Source organism: Lentzea sp., from assembly GCF_036380075.1.
Lineage (GTDB): Bacteria > Actinomycetota > Actinomycetes > Mycobacteriales > Pseudonocardiaceae > Lentzea.
On sequence record NZ_DASVFL010000159.1, the window covers coordinates 1 to 22,139 of the forward strand.

The 22,139-nt window shown below is 69.5% G+C and carries 19 protein-coding genes; 13 read left to right on the plus strand and 6 right to left on the minus strand.

Annotated elements, in window-relative coordinates; translation table 11 throughout:
- On the minus strand, positions 1 to 278 hold a 278-nt coding region (locus tag VF330_RS18640), incomplete at its 3' end, for a TetR/AcrR family transcriptional regulator (RefSeq protein WP_330852896.1).
- Positions 279 to 379: 101 nt separating this feature from the next.
- Here VF330_RS18640 and VF330_RS18645 point away from each other — a divergent pair.
- The 6 genes from VF330_RS18645 to VF330_RS18670 all read left to right on the plus strand — a co-directional run bounded on the left by VF330_RS18645 (position 380) and on the right by VF330_RS18670 (position 7,833).
- Positions 380 to 1,294 carry an SDR family NAD(P)-dependent oxidoreductase gene (locus VF330_RS18645; protein ID WP_330852897.1) on the plus strand — a complete coding sequence of 305 codons (915 nt, stop codon included), beginning with the start codon at positions 380 to 382 and terminating at the stop codon, positions 1,292 to 1,294.
- Between the two features lie 80 nt (positions 1,295 to 1,374).
- On the plus strand, positions 1,375 to 2,109 hold the full coding sequence (locus VF330_RS18650) for a class I SAM-dependent methyltransferase (RefSeq protein WP_330852898.1): 735 nt from the start codon (positions 1,375 to 1,377) through the stop codon (positions 2,107 to 2,109).
- 140 nt (positions 2,110 to 2,249) lie between these two features.
- Entirely contained in the window at positions 2,250 to 5,288 is a 3,039-nt protein-coding gene (locus VF330_RS18655) for a spherulation-specific family 4 protein (RefSeq protein WP_330852899.1), read from the plus strand.
- 209 nt (positions 5,289 to 5,497) lie between these two features.
- Positions 5,498 to 6,049, plus strand: a complete 552-nt coding sequence (locus VF330_RS18660) for a sigma-70 family RNA polymerase sigma factor (protein ID WP_330852900.1) — start codon at positions 5,498 to 5,500, stop codon at positions 6,047 to 6,049.
- Positions 6,050 to 6,187: 138 nt separating this feature from the next.
- Complete coding sequence (locus VF330_RS18665; protein WP_330852901.1) at positions 6,188 to 7,096, plus strand: SDR family oxidoreductase; 909 nt, start codon at positions 6,188 to 6,190, stop codon at positions 7,094 to 7,096.
- Entirely contained in the window at positions 7,093 to 7,833 is a 741-nt protein-coding gene (locus VF330_RS18670) for an SDR family oxidoreductase (protein ID WP_330852902.1), read from the plus strand. The genes VF330_RS18665 and VF330_RS18670 overlap by 4 nt, the downstream gene beginning before the upstream one ends.
- 29 nt (positions 7,834 to 7,862) lie before the next feature.
- Here VF330_RS18670 and VF330_RS18675 read toward each other — a convergent pair whose 3' ends face one another.
- From VF330_RS18675 to VF330_RS18685, 3 genes are all read right to left on the minus strand, one after another.
- Positions 7,863 to 8,744, minus strand: a complete 882-nt coding sequence (locus VF330_RS18675; RefSeq protein ID WP_330852903.1) for an AraC family transcriptional regulator — start codon at positions 8,742 to 8,744, stop codon at positions 7,863 to 7,865.
- 10 nt (positions 8,745 to 8,754) lie between these two features.
- Positions 8,755 to 9,549: an NAD(P)H-binding protein gene (locus VF330_RS18680; RefSeq protein WP_330852904.1), complete on the minus strand. Its 795-nt coding sequence runs from the start codon at positions 9,547 to 9,549 to the stop codon at positions 8,755 to 8,757.
- A 62-nt stretch (positions 9,550 to 9,611) separates the two neighbouring features.
- Entirely contained in the window at positions 9,612 to 10,883 is a 1,272-nt protein-coding gene (locus VF330_RS18685; RefSeq protein WP_330852905.1) for an FAD-dependent oxidoreductase, read from the minus strand.
- Positions 10,884 to 10,985: 102 nt separating this feature from the next.
- Here VF330_RS18685 and VF330_RS18690 point away from each other — a divergent pair, with 102 nt between their 5' ends.
- The 5 genes from VF330_RS18690 (at position 10,986) to VF330_RS18710 (ending at position 17,193) form a co-directional block, all read left to right on the plus strand.
- Positions 10,986 to 11,981, plus strand: coding sequence for a helix-turn-helix transcriptional regulator (locus VF330_RS18690; RefSeq protein WP_330852906.1), 996 nt, complete (start codon positions 10,986 to 10,988; stop codon positions 11,979 to 11,981).
- Between the two features lie 40 nt (positions 11,982 to 12,021).
- Positions 12,022 to 12,579 (plus strand): hypothetical protein, encoded by a 558-nt coding sequence (locus VF330_RS18695; RefSeq protein WP_330852907.1) that lies wholly within the window; start codon positions 12,022 to 12,024, stop codon positions 12,577 to 12,579.
- Positions 12,580 to 12,593: 14 nt separating this feature from the next.
- Positions 12,594 to 13,073: a hypothetical protein gene (locus tag VF330_RS18700; RefSeq protein ID WP_330852908.1), complete on the plus strand. Its 480-nt coding sequence runs from the start codon at positions 12,594 to 12,596 to the stop codon at positions 13,071 to 13,073.
- A gap of 95 nt (positions 13,074 to 13,168) precedes the next feature.
- The gene (locus tag VF330_RS18705) at positions 13,169 to 14,095 is read left to right on the plus strand and encodes a hypothetical protein (RefSeq protein WP_330852909.1); all 927 of its coding nucleotides are present in this window, start codon (positions 13,169 to 13,171) and stop codon (positions 14,093 to 14,095) included.
- 572 nt (positions 14,096 to 14,667) lie between these two features.
- Positions 14,668 to 17,193, plus strand: a complete 2,526-nt coding sequence (locus VF330_RS18710) for a transglycosylase domain-containing protein (protein ID WP_330852910.1) — start codon at positions 14,668 to 14,670, stop codon at positions 17,191 to 17,193.
- A 43-nt stretch (positions 17,194 to 17,236) separates the two neighbouring features.
- Here VF330_RS18710 and VF330_RS18715 read toward each other — a convergent pair whose 3' ends face one another.
- A complete protein-coding gene (locus VF330_RS18715) occupies positions 17,237 to 17,977 on the minus strand; it encodes a hypothetical protein (protein ID WP_330852911.1) in 741 nt (246 codons plus the stop codon).
- Between the two features lie 227 nt (positions 17,978 to 18,204).
- Positions 18,205 to 18,858, minus strand: a complete 654-nt coding sequence (locus VF330_RS18720; protein WP_330852912.1) for a hypothetical protein — start codon at positions 18,856 to 18,858, stop codon at positions 18,205 to 18,207.
- Positions 18,859 to 19,169: 311 nt separating this feature from the next.
- Between VF330_RS18720 and VF330_RS18725 the strand changes: the two genes are divergently transcribed.
- Together VF330_RS18725 and VF330_RS18730 are read left to right on the plus strand one after the other, a co-directional pair.
- On the plus strand, positions 19,170 to 20,009 hold the full coding sequence (locus tag VF330_RS18725) for a hypothetical protein (protein WP_330852913.1): 840 nt from the start codon (positions 19,170 to 19,172) through the stop codon (positions 20,007 to 20,009).
- Between the two features lie 60 nt (positions 20,010 to 20,069).
- Entirely contained in the window at positions 20,070 to 21,650 is a 1,581-nt protein-coding gene (locus VF330_RS18730; protein WP_330852914.1) for a hypothetical protein, read from the plus strand.
- Positions 21,651 to 22,139: the final 489 nt, after the last annotated feature.

A 22,139-nucleotide genomic window follows, 5' to 3' on the forward strand; every position in this document is an offset into this window, starting at 1 on the left:
TCCACCGCCGGCCGGTCCGGGTCGACGGCGCCGGCCAGTTCGTGGTCCAGCTCGGCCAGCCAGGTCGCGGTCCGGTCGTCCATCAGGTCGAGCAGCACCGCCTCGCGGGACTCGAAGTAGCGCAGCACCGCCGTCTTGGCCAGACCGACCCGCCGGCTCAGCTCGTTCAGGGTCACCTCGGCCACCGGCATCTCGTCGAGCATCGCCGAGGTCGTCTCCAGGATCGCCCGGCGCCGGACCTCCCGCTGCTCTTCGGTGCGCGCCCGCTGGAACGTCATGCCGCTGATCCTAACTTGGGTACCGCCGGTACCTTGACAGTGTACCGGCGGTACATTAGCGTCGCCGACGTAAGTTACCGGCGGTACATTAGGAGACGGCGATGAACTGGACCGAACAGCAGATCCCGCGCCAAGACGGCCGCGTGGCCGTGGTCACCGGCGCCAACACCGGCCTGGGCTTCGAGACCGCACGGCAGCTCGCCGAGCGCGGGGCGGCGGTCGTGCTGGCCGTGCGCGACACCGAGAAGGGCGAGCTCGCCGCGGCCAGGATCAACGGCGACGTCTCGGTGCAGGAGCTGGACCTGACCTCGCTGGAGTCGGTGCGCGCCGCCGCGGCCGACCTGCGCACCGCCCACCCGCGAATCGACCTGCTGATCAACAACGCCGGTGTGATGTACACGCCCAAGCAGACCACCCGCGACGGATTCGAGATGCAGTTCGGCACGAACCACCTGGGCCACTTCGCGTTCACCGGGCTGCTGCTCGACCTGCTGCTGCCGGTGCCCGGCTCGCGGGTGGTCACGGTCAGCAGCACCGGGCACCGCATCAACGCCGCCATCCACTTCGACGACCTGCAATGGGAGCGTTCCTACAGCCGATCCGCCGCCTACGGCCAGTCCAAGCTCGCCAACCTGATGTTCACCTACGAACTGCAGCGCCGGCTCGCCGCGCACGGCACCACCACCGCCGTGGCCGCACACCCCGGCATCTCCAACACCGACCTGGCCCGCAACACCCCGCCGATCGCCCGCCGGGTGATCACCTGGCTGGCTCCGGTGCTCACCCAGCCCGCGACGGCGGGCGCACTGCCCACCCTGCGCGCCGCGACCGACCCGTCCGTCCTCGGCGGCCAGTACTACGGACCCGACGGCCTGGCCGAGCGGCGCGGCCACCCGAAGCTGGTCACCTCCAGCCCCGACTCCTACGACCTGACCGTGCAGCAACGCCTCTGGGCCGTCTCGGAGGACCTCACCGGCGTGCGGTTCCCGGTGGGCCTGGCAGCCGCAGCGGCCTGAAAGGCGGGCGCGGGTTTGGTGTGTGCACGCCTGCCACGAGCGTCCTGGCGGCCCTGTCGATCACTCGGCAGTATGGGAAAATGTCTGCCGATTCCGAAAGCTCTGCCGACGTGGCCCTGGAGAACGACTACGACCTCTTCGCCGAGGGGTACACGGCCGTCAACGAGACCAGCCTGATCAACGCCTACTACACCCGGCCCGCGATCGTGAACCTGGCCGGCGACGTGACCGGAAGGCGGGTCCTGGACGCCGCGTGCGGCTCCGGCCCCATCTTCCGGGCGTTGCGCGACAAGGGTGCCGTCGTGGCCGGCTTCGACCGCAGCGCGAAGATGGTGGAGCTGGCCCGGCAGCGCCTCGGCGACGACGCGGACCTGCGGGTAGCCGACATCACCCAGCCGCTGCCGTACGCCGACGGCGCGTTCGACGACTGCGTCGCCGCCCTGGTCCTGCACTACCTGGAGGACTGGACCGCGCCGCTGGCCGAGCTGCGGCGGGTGCTGAAGCCGGGCGGCCGGCTGATCGTCGCCGTCAACCACCCCGTCATGCTCCCGTTCCTGGACCGCGAGACCAGCTACTTCGCGACCACCAAGTGGACCGACGACTACGACTTCGACGGCCAGAAGGCCACGCTCACCTACTGGCACCGGCCGCTGCACGCGATGACCGACGCCTTCACCGCGGCGGGCTTCCGCATCGCCGTCATCAGCGAGCCGCCCGCGGCGCCGGAGGCCCGTGAGCTCTTCCCCGAGGAGATGGCGAAGTTCCCGTCCGGGTCGTTCCTGAGCTTCGTGTTCTTCGTCCTGGAGGCCGCCTGACCCCCTGGTGAGCTGCGTTACATCTGCGTCCGGCATGAACGTGGTGGCCTCCGATCTCGTTCCCTTGCCGTCCTTGGACCGCCGCACCGTCCGCGGTCCACCACCCAGGGTCGCGCTCGGGCGTGACACGGAGGCTGTTCATGTTGGTGCGCTTCAAGTTCCGCCGACGGGCGAACCCCGTCCGGCGGCGTAGAACCGCGGTGCTCCTGTGCCTGTCGCTCGTCGCGACGCTGCTCAACGCCGTCCCCGCGCAGCCCGCCAGTGCCACGCCGCTGTCGGGCACGTCGCTGATCACCTACAACATGCAGGGCGGCACGAACTCGATCGAGAGCAAGTGGACCCTGGACGTGAGCGGCTACGCCGCCAACGCCGATGTGGTCATGTTGCAGGAGGTGGGGCCGAACGGGCCGCCGTCGGCGCACGACGAGGGAACCGCTGTCACGCCGGAAGGCCTGGTGTACCGGCGGTACCTCTGGTTGTCGCGCCACATCACGTACAACGTGATCTTCGTCGAGACCGATGCCACCGGCGGCCGGGTGAACATCGCGATCGTCACCCGCCACGAACCGGACGAGATCCGCATCGTCCGCAACCCGGTCGCGCGGGGCAGGGCGGCGCTGGGCGTGCGCCTCGGCAACGACTGGTACTTCACCTTCCACGGCTTGTCCGGACGGCAGGGAACGTCGGACACCTCGGGAGGTGACTCCGCCCGGATGCTGAACGAGATCGACGCCGAGGTCGGCAGGTGGTCGAACAGCACGGCGCGGTGGCACGCCGGCGGCGACTTCAACCTCGACCCCGAAGAGATGCAAAGACGTCAGTACTTCCCGGTCGCACACGTCTACAACAGCGGACGAGCCACGCATCAGAACGGCGGCGAGCTGGACTACTTCGTCACGAGCGACATCCAGGCCCGGCTCCCGAACGCGCGACGGCTGAACGGTGCGTCGTCCGACCACTACGCGGTCAACCTCGGAGGCCTGCTCGCTTCGGCCATGCCGCCGCAGGTCCGAGTCCGGCCCTACGTCCCGAGAACCCACGCCTCGGTCTTCAGCAGCATCCTCAAAGGACTGTCGACGCTCGCGGCCGGCGTGGTCACCGCGTGGGCGCTCTTCGGCCCCAAGCGGGACGAGCCCCTGGCGTTCGTCGGCTCCCAGACGTCGGGAGGCATCGCCTACGAGGACTTCGCCGGCACCAGCAGCGCCGGCGCACAGGAACTGTCCGGCCGCGCTGCCGGCGCCCCCTCGAACGTCACCCTGCTGCAGCCCGACCACTCCTCGCTGGACCTGAACAACACCGACTCCGCCGTCGCAAGCCTGCGGAGCCGGGCCGAACGGGTCCTGCAGGCCGATCCGTCGCAGACCGTGCTGATCGCCGGTGTGCTGCCGGCGAGCACCGTCGACCAGCAGAAGGTCGACCAGCTCAACGCCGGGATCGGCACGCTGGTCCAGTCCCTGCAGGGCTCGGGCAAGCACGTCGTCCAGGCCGACACCAGGAGCCTGACGCGGGACGACCTCGAAGCGGACGGGGCGACCCTGACGTCCGGCGGCGTCGCCGAGCTGTCCGGCGCCTACGTGGACGCGATCGTCGTGGCCTACCTGCGCGACTGGCTGGTCGACACGGACGCGCTGCCCGGTGGCGGAGGCGGCGTGAACCAGCAGATCGCGGTCGCGTCCTACATCCACCCGCTCGCCGACCCGGACGCCTGGAACCGGCTGATCGCGTCTCCCACCGACAAGGTCAGCGTTCTCGTGGCGAACGTGACCAACGGTCCCGACACGACGGTGAACACGAGCTGGCAGAACGTCATCAACCGCGCCGGCGCCACCGGAAAGCGAGTCCTTGGGTACGTGCCGACCGGGTACCTCGGGGTCAGCGAACAGCACTTCAAGACCCGGCTGGGCTCGACCGACCTCGCGGACTGGACCGCACAGATCGAACGCGACATCGACAAGTGGTACGAGCTCTACGGCAACAGCATCGGCGGGATCTTCTTCGACGAGGGCTGGAACGACTGCGGTCCGGACAACAAGTACGCGAAGCTCTACCGCCACCTCAACCAGTACGTGAAGCGCAACCACTTCGGTGCGATGACCGTGCTCAACCCCGGCGCGACGATGCCGCAGTGCTTCGAGGACTCGGCCGACACGCTGATGACCTTCGAGAGCAGCTACGAGTCCTACACGAGGAACTACGTCCCGAACACCTGGACGTCGGCGGATCCGCGCAAGCTCTGGCACATCGTCTACAACGTGCCCGAGAGCGAGATCGGCCGGATCATCGAGCTGAGCAAGCAGCGCGGGGTCGGCTACGTCCAGATCACCAACGACGTCCTGGACAACCCGTACGACACCCTGCCCCAGCAGAGCTACTGGCAGAAGCACATGGACCTGGTGAAGGGCGGTAAACCGGGCACGACCTTCGCCGACCCGTACAACGTCGGAGCGCCCGCTCCGACCGCGCCGTCCAACCTGCGGGTGACGGCCTCCGACTACACGTCGGTCACCCTGGAGTGGTCACCGGGCGGCAACGCGGTCGCGCACCAGGTGTACCTGAACAACCAGCCGATCCTGAACCTCCCGGCGGGAATGAACCGGGTGGCCGTCGGCAACCTCCAGACGGGTGCGTCGAACCTCGCCTTCCAGGTGACGACCCAGGGCGGTTCGGGGGTCGAGTCCGCGGTGTCCAACACCGTGACCGCGTCGACGCCGGGCCTGCCGGGTGGCCACACGGTGACCAACGTCAGGATCTCCACCTCGGCCGGGTCCACCACCTACACCGCGGATATCCTGGTTCCCTACGCCTTCAAGCGCCTCTACGTCTTCTCCAGCGACAGCGGCTGCGACGACTGGAAGCGCAACCCGGGCTGGCCGGTGAACTACAACTCGTGGAACTACGTCTGCGCGAACTACATGGTCGAGGGCACGACGCTGTTCAAGTACTCGGGGACGGTTCCCGACGGCACCACGAACGTCCCGTGGTCCTGGACCAGCGTGGGAAGCGCACCCGTCAGCATCAACGGCCACACCCACACGTGGACGGTGCCGATCGGCACCTCGGCGATCGACACGAAGAACCTGGTGATCCAGGCCGAGGGCTACGGCCCGACCACGAACGTCTTCACCCCCTGCCCGATCTGGGGAGCGGGGCCTGAGGGGAACGGGCGCTACTGCGCCTGACCGTCGCCACCACCTCCGCTCCGCACGGCCACTGGTCCGGGTGCGTCTCCGATCTCGCGATCGGAGACGCACCCGGACCTCTTCGAGTTGAGACGACGACAGTCACATTCCTTCGACAGTTAGGAGTCCTAACTGTAAGCTGGCTGTGTTCCGGGAACGCGATCAGGAAATCCAACGCGACCGGTTCGCCGAAGCGAACGGAGAGAGGCATGGCCGATGAACTTTCCGCATTCGATCGGCCGCGCGATGAGCCGAATGCCACGGCGCTGCGCCATCTGCACGAAATTCATCGGCCCGTTCTCCTGGCGTACCTCACCCAACTCACCAGAGGCGATCGGCATCACGCGGAAGACGTCGTCCAGGAAACGATGCTCCGGGCGTGGCGGCATCCGCAGGCGCGCGCCGAAGACGGCCGCTGGAGCCGGTCCTGGCTGATCACCGTGGCGCGCAACATCATGGTCGACGAAGCTCGCGCGGCCCGCATCCGGCCGGCCGAGTACTCCGACGACCGGCTCGAGCCGCGGACGCCCGCGGCCGACGATTACGACAGACTGCTCGACAAGCACGAGGTCCGGGCAGCGTTGACCACTCTGTCCCCTGAGCAACGCGATGTCCTGCGGGAGATCTTCTTCCAGGAACGCACCACCGCGGAAACCGCCGCGATCCTGCGCATTCCTGTCGGAACGGTCCGATCGCGCACCTTCTACGCGCTTCGCGCTCTTCGGAGAATGCTGTTGACCCGTGGATTCCAACTTCGGTGAAACCGCTTCTCGATCCACCGCCTGGCGGAGCGGGTGTTGCGCAACCAGCGCACAGTTTTGAGCAACCACGCGAAACCCGGCGCCGCCGTGCTCGATGAGACTCGATCTCGCATCCGTCCCATCACCGGTAGGAGAGACATGAGTCAGGTGATCATCGTTTCGGGCGCCTCGAGCGGTTTCGGGGCCATGACCGTCCGGGCTCTCGCCGACGCGGGTCACCGCGTCTACGCGGGTATCAGAGCCACGACAGGCCGCAACGCGACAGCGGTGGCGGACGCCCAGGACTACGCCACCACGCACCAGGTCGACCTGCGTCCCATCGAGATGGACGTCGCCGACCAGTCCTCAGTGGACCGTGCCGTCGCACAGGTCGTCGAGGAGTGCGGCCGCGTCGACGTCGTGGTGCACAACGCCGGGCACATGGTGCTCGGTCCCGCCGAGGCGTTCACGGTCGAACAGCTCGCTGCCGTGTACGACGCGAACGTCCTGACCACGCAACGGCTCAACCACGCCGTCCTGCCGCACCTGCGCCGTCAAGGCGACGGGCTGCTCGTGTGGGTCGGTTCGTCCAGTGCCCGTGGCGGAACCCCGCCCTACCTGGCGCCCTACTTCGCGGCCAAGGCGGCGGAGGACGCGCTGGCCGTCAGCTACGCGGTGGAGGCGGGCCGGTTCGGCGTCGACTCCGTGATCGTGGTGCCGGGGTCGTTCACCACCGGCACCAACCACTTCGCCCATGCCGGCACCCCGGACCGCGACGACGTCGCCGCCGAGTACGCCGCGCGCCTCGGGGACACCGTCGACCTGGCTCTGCAACGGCTGGGCGAGCTGTCTCCCGCCGACGCCGACCCGCAGGAGGTGGCACGCGAGATCGTCCGGGTCGTGGGGCTGCCGAAGGGGCAGCGGCCGTTCCGGGTCTACGTCGACCCGGCCGACGACGGCGCCGAGCGCGTCTTCGAGGCCGGTGAGGTGGTCCGGCGCGAGTTCTACGACCGCATCGGGATGCCCGAGCTGCTCAGCCCGGCCACCACGACCGGAGTGGACGCGTGAGCGCCCCGGCGGCCGGCAGGGTCGCGATCGTCACCGGCGGATCCGGCGGCATCGGCCGCGCGGTGGTCGAACGCCTCGCCGCGGACGGCTTCTCCGTCGCCGTCCACTTCTCGGGCAACCCCGGACGGGCCGAGGAGGCTGTCCGCACCGTCATCGAACGGGGTGGGCGGGCCATCGCGGTGGGCGGCGACGTCGGTGACGAGACGGCGATGGGCGCGTTGTTCGACGAGACCGAGAACGCCTTCGGCGGCGTCGACGTCGTGGTGAACACCGCCGGGATCATGGTGCTGGCGCCGGTCGCGGAGTTCGACCTGGAGGCGCTGGACCGGATGCACCGCATCAACATCCGCGGTAGCTTCGTCATCGCCCAGCTGGCCGCGCGACGGCTGCGCTCCAGCGGGGCGCTGGTGAACTTCTCCACCTCGGTCACGCGTCTGCAGATGCCCACCTACGCGCCCTACGTCGCGTCCAAGGCCGCGGTCGAGGGCCTGACGCTCATCCTCGCGCGCGAGCTGCGCGGCCGGGACATCACCGTCAACGCCGTCGCTCCCGGTCCTACCGCGACCCCGTTGTTCCTGGACGGCAAGGACGAGGACGAGGTGCAGCGGCTGTCCCAGGCGGCTCCGCTGGAGCGGCTCGGACGTCCGGAGGACGTCGCCGAGGTCGTGGCGTTCCTCGCCGGCCCGGCCCGCTGGGTCAACGGCCAGGTCGTGTTCGTCAACGGCGGGATCGGCTGACCTGTCACGGGGGTGCTGCGCCGGCTTCGTCAGCGGCGCAGCTCCCGGTAGGCGGACGGGGTCAGGCCGTGTTCGCGCCGGAACGCGCTGGTGAAGTGGGCCGGGTTCGGGTAGCCGCAACGGGCCGCGACCGCCTGCACCGTCAGGTCGTCGTTCTGCAGGAGCTCCTGGGCGCGCTGCAGGCGCAGCGAGGTCAGGTAGCGCATCGGGGTCGTACGGGTCGACGCGGCGAACCGGCGCAGGAAGTGGTGCCTGCTCAGGTGCGCCGCGGCCGCGAGCTCGTCGAGCGTGAGCGGGTCGGCCAGCCGTTCGTGCATGAGATCGACGACCACTCCGAGGACGGGCGCCGGAAGCCCGCCGCCGAGGCGGTCGTTCTCCGCGGCGGTGCCCAGCAGCAGGTGGCTCGCGACGGACTGGGCGACCGTCTGGGCGTGCAGCGCGGGCAGGCCCAGCCGTGCCGCACGGCCGAGCTCGGTGACCGCCGCCTCGACGAACGCGTCGTCGCGGCGCAGGTAGTCGGGATCGACCGAGCGCGAGGGCCGGCCGAGGGCCTCCCGCGTCTGCTCCACCACCGAGGTGGCCAGGCTCAGGTGCACCGACCGGAACGGCACCCGGCTCGACGAGCGCCAGCGAGCGCGGACTTCGCGGTTCGGGGCGTTCACCGACGACGTGCCCGGTGCGACGAGGGCGTGCCGGCGCCCTTTCCCGGTCCCGCTCTCCACGACGTAGCTGCCGGCGGTCACGACCACCACGGTCAACGACTCGACCGGCGGCAGCGCGAAGTCCGCGACGTGCGGATCGCTCATCTCGCGGACGCGGACGCCTGCCCAGTCGAGTTCGGCGCTGTCGGCCAGCGCACGGGACGGAAGGCCGGCCGCGACGGGGACGGGCTCACACGGCGAGAGCGTCACGGGCTGGTCGTTACCCGTTTGGTCCAGAAGTCAAACGCATTTCACCGAATTGGCGCGCACGCAGGTGCTCGGCCATCGTGCGCGGTGCCCGACCCAGCACCCGTTCCAGGTCGGGCGTCTGCCGTTCCAGGGCGCCCGCACGGACCTGCGCGTTGAGCCACCGCACCGGGCCGGGCCCGTCGTCGGGCACCTCGCGGTAGACCACTCCCAAGGCCTCGGCGACCTCCCGGTGGGTCCACAGAGGACCGGTGAGGTCGTAGGTCTGTCCGATGTGGCCGTCGTCGAGGAGCACCGCGACGGCGGCGTCGGCGAGGTCGGCGCGGAACGCGGTGTTCAGTCCACGGCCGCCCGTGCTGGCCGTCAGTTCACCGTCGACGATCGTCGGCACGAACGCGTCGCTGTAGAAGGGGTTTCGTAGCAACGTGTGCGGCACACCGCTGTCGCGGAGGGCCTGCTCGGTCGCGTGGTGGGCCTCGGTGAGGCCCGTCGCCGTGGTGTCGGCGCCCAGGAAGCTGGTGTAGGCGATCGCGCCCACCCCGGCTTGACGGGCGGCGGCGATGGCGTTGCGGTGCTGCGCCACGCGTGTCGCCGCGTCCAGCTCGGGTGAGGAGATCAGCAGCACCTCGTCGGCACCGTCGAACGCCGCCGCCAGACCGGCCGGGTCGTCGTAGTCCCCGTGCCGCACCGCGACTCCCGCCGGCGCGCGGGACAGGTCGCGGACGGCCGCGACCACCTCGGTCCGCGCCGACAACCTCTCGACGACCAAGCGGCCCAGTGCGCCGGACGCAGCCGTGACGACGATCAACGGTCCTCCCTTGTTCGATGATCGCCGAGCAAAGCGGAGCGGGCCGGGTCGGCGCCACCGGTTTACCGAGCGGCACCCGACCTGGCGGGGGCAGGCGCGGAGGGTGCGGGGCGAAGCCGGGTGACGGCGGCGATGAGCGGACAGGCCGCAGTGGTGGCCAGGGCGCCGAAAGTGGTGTCGGTGGCCAGGATCAGGCGGACGGTCTTCATGGCGGCGGTGAGGACTTCGCCGCCGCGTTGGCGCAGCTGGGTTTCGTAGTGGCCGATCGCGTCGGTGACGGTCGTGGTGTCCCCGGAGAGAGCGTCGAGCAGGTCGGCGGCGTCTTGGATGGCGGCGCCCGCGCCCATGCCCGCAGTGGGCGGGGTGGCGTGCACGGCGTCGCCGAGGGCGGTGATGCGGCTCGGGGTCCAGGGGGCCAGGTCGTCGGCGCGGGTCGAGGCGGCGTTGAAGCGGAACGCGGCGACGCTGCTCGGGTCGGTGCGCGCGATGACTTCCAAGGTGTGGGCGGCCCACCTGTGGTCGCGGAAGCGGTCGAGCAGAGCGGTGCAGAGCGCCGTGCCGGTCAGGTCGCGCAGGGAGTCGGTGCGGGCGGACTCGGGGAACATCGCTCCCCAGATGTAGGTCGGGCCGGTGGTGACCGACGCGCTCAGCTCGGGGACGTCGAGGGCGGCGTTGCCGACCGGGTCGAGGAACCCCACGTAGAGCGCGGCGCCCCGTGGGCCGATGCCCGTCGTCGAACGGGTGCCGAGCCGACGCTGTTCGGCGTCGGTGAGATCGGCCCGCCGGGTGCGGCCGGAGAACCCGATGATCCCCGCCGGACGGCTGGTCGGGGCCGCGGCGAGGTGACGGGCGACGACCGAGTGCGTTCCGTCGGCACCGACCACCAGGTCCGCGGACACCGAGGTGCCGTCGGCGAAGCGGACCTGCGGCCTGCCGTCACCGCCGATGCCGACCTCCGTCACGGACTTCCCGAGCCGCAGGTCCTCGCCGACCGCTTCGGCCAGCAGCACGCGCAGGGTGATGCGGTCGACGTCGATGCTCGCGCTGCCGGACAGGTCCGGGCCGTACCCGAGCACGCGGCCGCGGTAGTCCCAGAACACGTCTCGGTCCCGCAGCCGCAGCGCCGACCCCGACGCCAGCAACCGGCGCACGACCTCCGGCGCGACGAGCCGTTCGAGCGCCGACAGGGCCCGCTCGTCGAGGGTGATGTGGTACCCGCCGGTCGCGGCGACGTCGGTGTCGCGGTCGAACACCGCCACCTCGTGCCCACGGCGCCGCAGCCCGGCACCCAGTGCGAGCCCGCCGATCCCTCCTCCGGCGACGATGACGTGCATTGCACACCAGCCTTTCGTTGTCGGCCACCCCGTGTGGCGCGAGATCGACACTGGCAGCAGTACTGGACACCGAGTGGCCACTACTCCTGACAGGATCGAGCGATGGCGACCACGTCACATCGCGCTCTCCAGCTGCTGTCCCTGCTCGGCTCGCGCGGGACGTGGCAGCTGCGGGACCTGTCCGCTCGTCTGGCGGTCAGCGAACGCACCGTGCGGCGCGACCTGGACACCCTGCGCGAGCTCGGCTACCCGGTCGTGACCGTCCGCGGCCCGGACGGCGGGTACCGGCTCGGCACCGGCCACACCCTGCCGCCCCTGCTGTTCGACCACGACCAGGCGCTCGCGATCGCCATCGCGTTGCAGACCGCCCCCAGCTCCGTCTTCGGCCTCCAGGACGACACCGCCAGAGCCCTGCTGACCGTGCAGCAAGCCATGCCGGACACGCTCCGCACCGCCATGGAGTCCCTCCGCCTGACCAGACTGCGCAACTACTGGGAGTTCCCCGCACCCCCGATCGACACCGCAGCCCTGACCACGGTCGGCACCGCCGTGCGGCTGCGCCACGTCCTCGTCACCGAGCTCCTGCGCCCCGACGGCACCCGCGCGGCTCCCGGCGAGCCGGACTTCACGGCGGCGCACCGGCTCGAGCCCCACCACCTCGTGGTGTGGGCGGGACGGTGGTACCTCATCGCCTACGACCTCGACGACCACCGCTGGCTGGTGCACCGGGTGGACCGACTGCACCCGCGCCCCACCCGCAGCCGCTTCGCACCCCGCGACCTGCCCGACGACGACCTCGCGCAGTTCGTGATGAGCAGCCACGACCGCGGCGACACCCCGGCGGCCTGGCAGTGCACCGGCAGCGCCCGCCTGAACCTGCCCGCGCACGTCGTGGCCCGCTGGGCACCCGGCGGCTCCGTCGTCGAGCACCTCGACCCCGACCACTGCCGCCTCACCCTCGGCGCCTGGTCCTGGGCCGGCATCGCGGGCATCCTCGCCACGTTCGACACCGAGCTCACCGACCTGCAGCCACCCGAGCTGCTGCAGGCTTGTCGTCAGATCGCGCATCGCTACGCCGGCGTCGGGGCGGACTTGTAGCGTCGGCATCCCAACGTCAACAGGGCAGGAGGGTCGATCGGTGGCCACACGACCACCCGCTGTCGAGGTGCTGGCCGATGTCGTCGGCTGGTCCGCTCTGCCCAAGTGGCAGCCGGACTGGCGGGTGACCGAACGGCTCCTCGGGTTGTCGTTGCCGGACGACTACAAGTCGTTGCTCAGCACGGTGCCGACGGGGCTCTACGCCGGCAGCGTGCTGATCAACGCGCCGACCCGCACGGGGGAGGAGGGGGACTTGCTCGCCCTGCATCGCGAGGTGATGTTGTCGTTGAAGGACGGCCGCAAACCTCCCTTCGCGGCTTTTCCACAGCTACCCGGCTTGATCCCCTGGGCGACGTTCGAGTACCCGATGGGCGGGGAGCTGTTCTGGCTCGCGGACGATGGAGATCCGAACACCTGGCCTGTGGTCGTGCGCGGCGCGGACGGGAACTGGGAGGAGTACGACGTCGGAGCTGTCGCGTTCCTGATCGCCCTGGTGAGAGGAAAGCTGCCGAGCACGATGATCGCACGCAAGCCGGGGGCACCGGCCTATGTGACCTACCAGGACATGCCTGGTTTGCCGAACAACACGGGACGGTAGCGGTGCACGAGGCGGTGCGACGACTCGCCCGGGTGACCGGGTGGACCGGCCAGTCCTATGTGGAGACATCGTGGGACGTGGTCCACGCGAGGCTGGGGTTCGAGCTGCCGTCTGACTACCGCGACCTGCACGCTGTCTTCCCGCCCGGCACGTTCGACGCGCCAGGCGTGCTGAACGGCGTGATGGTGCAGCCGCCGTACCGGGTGGATGGAGTGCCGGACCACCTGTACCAGTTCGAGGTCGAGACGCAGGAGACGGAGGACTGGCGTCGCGAGCATCCCGAGGACGTGCCGGAGGGCATGGTCCCGTGGGCGCGTGGGGATCGTGAGGGTCTGTTCTGGGTGCGTCGATCGCCGGATCCGGAGCGGTGGACGGTCGCGGTCTCGAGCGGCGGCATCTGGGGCTATGACGACGTGCCGGTGGTGGAGGAGTTCGACTGCGGGGCGGCGGAGTTCTTGGCCGGGTTCCGGCGATCGAGGAACAGGAGTGGCTGAGCTTCTCCGAAGCGAGCTCTCCCCAGGTGCGAAGGATCTCGCTGGACGGCGGTCTCGGACCGTAACGATCTACGTCCGGCGGTCGAGGAACTGGCGTGAAGGCGTTGTTCGTGCGGCTCCGCCGGTTCACCCGCGTGCGCGGGCTGATCGTCCTGATCGCCGGCCTGACGGCCGGGATCGCCCTGGTCGCCGCGGGAGGGTTCGACAAGCTCAGCGGCGCGGGCGGCGTGCTCGGCATGGCGGTGAGTGCGCTCGTGATGATCGTCGTGGGTGCCGCCAAGTACCCGCGGTCCGCGGGGACGCCGTCGCACGAGCAGGTCGTGTTCGGGTTGCTGCGCTCCCGGAAGAAGTACTGCCTCATCCTGAGGCCGTTCGGGCAGGACGCCGAGATCGTGCTGCCGAAGACGGGAGTCAGGCGCCGTACCGACAGCGGGCCGTTCACCCGCAACCTGACCATGGAGCAGCTCGTCACCCGCGCCGCGCGCACGGTGCTCGACATGGACACCTACGGCATCGTCGACCAGCGCACCACGTTCGCCCCGCCGGGACCGGTCCTGATGCGCGCCGCCGACGACGAGTGGCAGGAGGTCGCCCAGCGCCTCATCAGCCGCGCCCACGTCATCGTGCTGATCCTGCCGCCGGACCGGGACTTCGGCGACGGGTTCGTCTGGGAGGTCGAGCAGATCCGGCTGGCCGGGATGACCTCGCGCGTCGTCATCGTGCTGCCGCCGAGCGACCAGGACCCGGAGGCCTACGAGGCGGCACTGCGGCGTGCGTGTGTGCTGCTGGCGTTGCTGGACGGCGAGCTCGACCACTTCAAGGTCCACGAGTACGAGCTGATGCTGCCCAGCGGCGCGCTGGTCATCCGGTCGACCACCGACGGGGCGAAGTGGTGGCAGACCCGCGACGAGCCCGCGGAACGCACGGCGCTCGGCCGCGAGCGCAAGACAGTGGTGGCCGACGTGACCTACCTCGAGGTGCTCGAGGTGGCGTTGCGGGAGATCGACCACGAGCAGTCGTAGCCGCCTCGACCTCGAGGAGTTGCTTGTTCGGACGGACAACTCTGCCCGAACGGCTCCTGATGAGCGCACTCCACTCCCTGATCGATAAAGTCGAGGGCCGATCCGCCGCTTCGTCGACCTGACGGCGTCGGTCCGGAACTTGATTTTGCGGCACGTGCGTGTGCAACCACCTGGTGCGGTCATGCGTCCTGAAGGATGCGTGGGCTGGAAAAGTCACGCAGGAGGACCGCGGTGGAACGACTGGTGCGCGCCGGTCTGGGAGGCCTTTTCACGTGAACGACCAGCATGATGACCGGCAGCGCGGAGGCGAGCCGCAGTGGCCGACCGGGGACGACCCGGACGGCGGCGGCACGAGACGTGATGTCCCGAACCAGCCTCGGCCGGGCACTCCGCCCGGCGGCTCCGGACGCCCTCCCCAGGGAGGGCTCCCGCCGCAGCAGCCCCCACGCCGTCCGAACGGACCGGGCGGATCCCAGGGCGGCACTCCGGGAGGACCGCAGGGCTCGGCCGGTCGTCCTCCGGCGGGAGGTCCCGCCGGACCTGGCAGACGGCCTCCGACGCCGCCCGGCGGCATGCCCGTGACACCGCCGCCCGGCGCACGCCGTCCCGGCGGCCCGAACGGTCCAGGAACTCCCGCGGGCGGCCCCGGCCGTCCCGGCGTGCCCCCGCGCGGGCCGGGCGACGAGCGGACGACGCAGCTGCCGCCGGTGAGCCGGCCGACGCAGCGCGAGCCCGAGCTCATGACGCACCGGGAGCCGGATGACGAGTTCCTGCTCGCGGGTGGAGCCGTCGTCGACGATGACGACTACCAGGACGACGAGGACGACTACCGCGACGACGACTACGACGACGCGGACGAGGACGAGCCGGAGCTCACCGAGGCGGAGAAGAGCAGGCTGCGCAAGAAGAAGATCTGGAAGCGCGTCCGGATCGGTGCCTTCGTCGCGATCGGTCTCATGATCCTCGGCCCGGTGATCGCCGTCGCCGTCGCATACCCGCTCCTCGACTGGCCGAAGCCGGAGGAGATCGCGGCGACCCAGAACAAGACGATCACGCTCCAGTACGCCGACGGCAGCGAGATGACCAAGATCACCTCGCCCGGCGAGAACCGCACGATGCTGACGTACGAGGAGATCCCGGACACCGTCAAGCACGCGGTGCTGGCGGCCGAGGACGCGGACTTCTACGAGAACCCCGGCTTCGACGCGAAGGCGATCCTCCGTGCCGCCTGGTTCCAGGTGACCAGCGGCTCCGGCGGTGGTTCCGGTCTGACCCAGCAGTACATCAAGAAGGCGACCAACAACGAGGCGCCGACGCTGACCCGCAAGTTCACGGAGGTCGTCAAGGCCTTCAAGATGAGCAACGAGTCGGACCACAACACGATCCTCACGGCGTACCTCAACACCGTGTACTTCGGTCGTGGCGCGAACGGCTTCAAGGCCGCGGCACAGGTCTACTACAAGAAGGAGATGAAGGACCTGACGCCGTCCGAGGCGGCGTTGATCGCGGCGATGATCCAGACGCCCTCCTGGTCGGAGGACAAGGACCACTCGCAGAAGCAGTGGAAGTACGTGATGGGCCAGATGCTCGAGAAGAAGTGGATCGACCAGGCCTACTTCGACGCGCAGCAGTGGCCGCAGCCGTTGCCGTTCGCCGAGACCCAGCCGAAGTCGCTGGAGGGCCCGCGCGGCCTGATCGTCGACCAGGTCCAGAACGCCCTCGAGGAGCAGCAGACCGGCGTCTCGTTCGAGCAGGCGCAGAAGACCGGCGTGACCATCACGACGACGATCGACCCGAAGACGCAGACCGCGGCCGAGGAGGCCGTGGACGAGATCATGATCAAGGGCGCGCAGCCCGAGGCGTTGAAGACGTCGCTGACCGCCATCGACCCGAACTCCGGCGCCGTCCGCGCGTACTGGGGCGGCAGGGAGGGCCGCGGCTCGTTCGACTACGCGAAGGGCACGCTCCAGGAACCGGGCTCGTCGTTCAAGGCGTTCGACCTGGTCGCGGCGTTGCAGAACGGCAGGGGTCTCGGCACGGTCTACGACGGTTCGTCGCCGCGCACGTTCCCCGGTGTGGCGACGCCGATCCGCAACTCCGGCAACGACAACTCGTGCGGCAAGGAATGTCCGGTCCGCACGGCGATGATCAAGTCGTTGAACACGGTGTTCTACGACATGGTCGTGAACGACATCGGCGTGGCGAAGACCGTGAAGGCGGCCCACCAGGCCGGTATCCCGGACGAGGTCAACATCGGCAACGGCCCGAAGAAGCTGCTGGTCGGCGAGGACGGCGGCACCCCGAACGGTGGTATCGCCCTCGGTGGTGACCAGGCCGTGGTCCGCCCGTTCGACATGGCCTCGGCCTACGCGACGTTCGCCGCCCGCGGCGTCTACCGCCAGCCGTTCTTCATCCAGAAGATCACCGGCCCCGACGGAACCCTGCTCTACCAGCACGCGGACAAGCCGATCTCGGCGTTCGACCCGGACCAGACCAAGAGCCAGGACATCGCCGACAACGTCACCGACGTGCTCAAGGAGATCCCCACCAGCTCGAACATCAAGTGCGCGGAGAACCGCGAGTGCGCCGGCAAGACCGGTACGCACGAGCTGTCCGAGAGCGCCGGTCAGGGCGCGGGCCTCAACTCGAAGGCCTGGATGGTGGGCTACACGCCGTCCATCTCGGCCGCCGTGTGGGTTGGCCGCAACGAGGGCAACCTGCCCATCCGCGACAAGGCGGGCGCCAACATCTTCGGCTCCGGCGTGCCCGGCAAGATCTGGCAGGCGTTCATGAACAAGGCGCTGGCCGGTTCGCAGCTGGAGAAGTTCCCGAAGGCCAAGCCGCTCAACCAGTACAACCCGCCGGCCAAGAAGGAAAGCCAGCCCAACACCCAGGTCACCACGACCTCGGACAAGCCGTCCGACACCCCGCCGGCCGAGCCGACCACCACCAAGCCGACCACCACCAAGCCGCCGAAGACGACCGAGCCGTGCGGTCTGCTCCAGCCGTGTGGTCCCACGACGACGACCAAACCGAAGCCGGGGGATCCGGATCCCGGTGGGCCCGGTGACGGTGTGCAGAACCCGGGGAATCCATAGCTGAACGAAGGCCCGGTGCGATCAAGCACCGGGCCTTCTTCCGTCAGTGCACGGACGTGCTCAACGGCCGGGCCGCGGCATGCGCGGTCAGCCAGGCCTGCGCACGCTTGCGGATGGTGCGGGTGCCGGCTCGTTCGGCGAGGTAGTGGCCGACGAAGCCCAGCAGCGGCAGGGAACCGAGCAGGCCGAGGAACCGGCCACCGGTGGGACGGCTGCCCAGCAGGGAGTCGATGCCGCGCAGCTCCTGGGCGAGCCGCCACAGCGCGCTGCCGATTCCCTTCTTGCTGCGGCTGGACCGCGTGCCGCCGTCCGCGGCCTCGGCGGGGTGCTCGGTGGTCGCGGGCAGGGTGCGGTCGAACAGGACCGCGGCCAGCAGGCGGGTGCGGGTGTCGGTGTCGGTGACGCCGCATTCCCCGGCGATGGCGCACAGGATCAGGCCCTGGGCCGCGCTGCCGAGCAGGTCCTGCACGGGCAGCCGGTCGGCCAGGACGCCGCCCAGGCCGGGAACGGCGGTGACGGCCGCGGTGAGCCTGCCGAAGGGACCGGTCCACCAGCGGACCCGTCGTGAGGTGTCCATCCGCGCCCACGCGGCGGTGCCGGGAACGCGCAGCACGGCCACCGCGCGCACCGCCCGTCGCGGGAGGCTGAGCGGCTGCGACGGCTGCGTGTCGGCCACCACCTCGCGCGGCCCGGACCTGCGCACCGCGTCGAGGGCGGGCGAGGCCGTGCGGACGAAGGTGCGCAGCACCGCTGCGAGGTGCTCGTCGGAAACGGTGGCCGGCATGGTCACTCCCGCGGTCGGCGATGTCCTGTCCAGGTGGGATACCCGAACAGCGGGGTTCGTCACGGTCCGCACGGGTGAGAGTGCGCACTGCTGACGCGCGGCGGTTTCGATCCGGAACGGCCGCGGTCCGACGACCTCGGTCTCACGCGGCGAGAGTTCGACGTGCCGGCGGTCCTCGCGCGCGACCGGTCGAACCCCAGATCGCCGCCGAACTGTTCATCAGGCCGTCAGCGAGTGAGCCACTCCTGGTGGAGTTTCAGGAGAACGGCGACGGCGTCGTCGGGGAGGATGTAGCTCGCGGAGAACTCGCCTTCGAGCTCCGCCTCCTCGACCTCCTCGTCGTCGATGTAGAGCGTGCACGTGTTCCACCTGCAGCGCAGGTAGAACTCCTCGCCGCTCGGCAGGTGGCCTTCGAGCGCGACCGGCGAGGCAGGACTGTCCAGCTCCGCGTCCCAGCCCTGCCGCCGCAGCTCGGGCAGCACCCGCTTCCACCCCGCCTGGCTGCGCTGCCACCACTCCTCGGGGTGCGGACTCAGGAACATCAGCCGGAATCCAGGCCCGGACAGCGCTTCGACGATCGCATGACCGACAGACGTGCCGTGGACGTAGATCGACGTCGGCTCCGGCCCGGTGGCTTCGAGGACGTCCTGCTTCTCCTTCTCGGACATGAAGTCGTAGATCATCGGTGTGTTCGTGCTCACCGACAGCTCCGTGCCGGAGGCGTCCGGCCCGGCGAAGCGCACGTGCCCGTCACGGCCCATCTGTTCGGTGAGCTCGATGCCGAGCCGCTCGGCCACGATGTCCGCGGCAGTGCGCACATCCATGTCCGCGTTGATGGACACGGACTGATAGGTCCAGTCGACGACGAAGTCTTCCCCCATGCAGCTGAACGTACACAGACCGACAACTCATATAGCGCGTCCGTGGTGAGCGAGCCGAGTGGCGGGCGAACCTCTCCGTGTTCGGTCCTCCTGAAATTCGGAACCACGCTGTTCACATGAGGCGTGATCACTCTGCGTACATGAATTGGGCGCAAATGCATGTCGCAAAGTAGTCGGAAAAAGAGGTTTTGAAATAAATTGTGCCATTGAGCTGCGACAACGAAAGTTTTTGTTTTTCCGGCAATCCACCCGTTCGAGTGAGCCGAATACTGGGATGTACGGGTGCTGATTCGGTGAAAGGGGGTGATTGCATGAAGTTGACATGCTCCACAGCTCTGCGCCGGGGTCTCGGTGTGGCCGGGTTCCTGATCGGGTTCGGCCTGCTCTCCGCCGGGGTCGCGAGCGCTGACGAAGGTGACTCGCACGGCCTCCTGGGTGGCGTCTCCGATCTGCTCGCGCCGGTGACCGACACACTGGTGCCGGTGACCGACACGGTCGCACCGGTGACCGGGAAGCTGGCGCCGGTGACGCGGGACGTCACCGCGGTGGTCGACCCGGTCGTCCAGCCGGTCCTGCTGGCCGTCAAGCCGGTGACCGAGCCGGTCCTGGCGCCGTTGGCGCCGGTCGTGGGCACCGCCACGCAGGCCTTGGGGCCGGTGGTGAAGCCCCTCCAGCCGGTGACCTCGCCGCTGCTCACCCCTGTGGTGAACACGGTGCGGGACGTGCCGGTGGTGCCGCGGATCGTGGATCCGTTGGTGGCACGGCCTTCCGCTCCCGCGGAGGTGCCGCCCGCTCCGGTTCCCGCGGTTCCGGGGACACCGCAGACGCCGGTCGTGGTACCGGAGGTCCACGCGGTGGCGTCCTCCGGCAGCGTTCCGGTTGCGGTGGCCAGAACTCCGCAACGGCAACAAATCGCCGCACCTGACGTGGCGCCACCGATCGAGGCGCCTTCCCCGGCGTCACCTGACGTGCCGTTCGCCTTACCCGGCATGACGGGATCGGCGTCCTCGACGGGGTCGACGGGTCTCGCCGTCTCGGACCTCCCCGCACGTTCGGGAGCGCACGCCGACGACGAATCGCTCGTGGTGGTCACCGACCACCAGGTCCACGGGTCGTGGTGCTATTACTACGGCCGAAACCATCCCAGTTGATCCGACCTGCCAACCAAGCCGACAGATCACCAAGCTTGTTTGACAGGAAAGGCTCAGCAAATGCACAACTACGTGAAGCGCGGCCTGGTGGCCGCAGCGTTCTCAGGAGGCTTCCTCCTGTGCGGAACGGCGATGGCGAGCGCCGACACCGGGGGCAACGGTCTCCTGGGCGACGTCGGCAACGTCGTGCACTCGGTCGTCAACGCCGGCAACGGCGGGAACTCGGGCAATGGCGGCAACGCCACCAGTTCGAACAACGCCACGTCCGGCAACTCGGGCAACTCCGGGAACTCCGGCGCCACCGGTGGCAACACCGCGTACGGCGTCTGCGTCCTCGCGGAGTGCCACACCAACGTGAGCTCGGGCAACTCCGGGAACACGGGTGCGACTGGTTCGACCGGTGACGCTTCCAACCACAGCAACACCGTGGGCGGGAACTCCGGTGCCGCGGGCAACGGTGGCGACGCCACCGCCGCGGGTCGTTCCCAGAACGCGAGCGCTTCCGCGGGCAACGGCGGCAACTCGGGCAACGGCGGCAACGCCACCAGCTCGAACACCGCCCGGTCCGGCAACTCGGGCAACTCCGGCAACTCCGGTTCGACCGGCGGCAACAGCGCCTACGGCGTCTGCCTGCTGGCGGAGTGCCACACCAACGTGAGCTCGGGCAACTCCGGGAACACGGGTGCGACTGGTTCCACCGGTGACGCTTCCAACCACAGCAACACCGTGGGCGGGAACTCCGGTGCCGCCGGCGACGGTGGCGACGCGAAGGCCGTGAGCCAGGACCAGAAGTGGGGCCACCACGACAAGTGGAGCAAGAACAGCGACAACGGCTCCGCCAAGGCCACTGCCGGCGACGGCGGGAACTCGGGCAACGGCGGCAACGCCACCAGCTCGAACAACGCCACGTCCGGCAACTCGGGCAACTCCGGGAACTCGGGTGCCACCGGCGGCAACAAGGCCGTCGTGTGGACGATCGGTTCGGAGCAGGGCCACGGCTGGAACTGGGACCGCAAGTCCTGGGACAGCACCAAGTCCTGGACGAAGGTGACGTCCGGCAACTCCGGCGACACGGGTGCCACCGGCTCGACCGGTGACGCGTGGAACCACAGCTGGACGCAGGGCGGCAACTCCGGCCCGGCCGGTGACGGCGGCAACGCCTGGGCGGTGACCGAGCAGGGCAAGAAGTCCTGGAACCACGGCAAGTGGAGCAAGAACGACGACTCCGCCAAGGCCAATGCCGGCAACGGCGGGAACTCGGGCAACGGCGGCAACGCCACCAGCTCGAACAACGCCACGACCGGCAACTCGGGCAACTCCGGGAACTCCGGCGCCACCGGCGGCAACTCCGCCGTGGTGAAGACAGAGAACAAGAAGTGGGACGACCACCGCGGCGACAAGTGCCACGGCTGGAAGCACCACGGTTGGGACAACAAGGGCTGGAAGCACTCCGGCTCGAAGAACCACGGCACCCAGTCCTGGACCGAGGTCACCTCGGGCAACTCCGGTGACACCGGCGCCACTGGTCCGACGGGCAACGCCTCCAACCACAGCACCACGGTCGGTGGCCACTCCGGTCCGGCGGGCGACGGCGGCGACGCCTCGTCCTGGACTCACGGGAAGCACTCCGTGAAGGCGTGACCACGAGGTGATCACGAGGCGGGGCCGGCATCAGCCGGCCCCGCCTCTTCGTCGTGTCGCCCGGAGGCCGGCCCTCATCACCCGAACCAAGCTCGGCATCGACCGCGGCGGGGGAGACCGTCGGCGACATGGCCGTAAGTCCGAAGTGGACGGAGACCGTGCGCGAGGTGGCCGACCGGCTGGGCGCCACACCCGCGCAGGTGGCGCTAGCCTCGCGCTGGCCCGCTCGACGACCAGGTGACGGTCGAGTGCTACATTCCCGTGCACACGGCTGAAGTCGCTCAGGCGCAGCTCGGCGGTCTCGAAAGCGCCGAGCATCCTCCGAAAGCTCATCATGTCCAGGCTGGTCGAATGTTAGTGTTCTCGAACGCTTCGGCCTGCGGTGCAGCATCCCTTGGGGGGATTGACCATGGTGGACATGTGGATGTTGTCCGTTGCCGCCGCGCTCATCGGTGCCGCGGAGGAGCCGGAGTCCGCAGCTCTGACCCG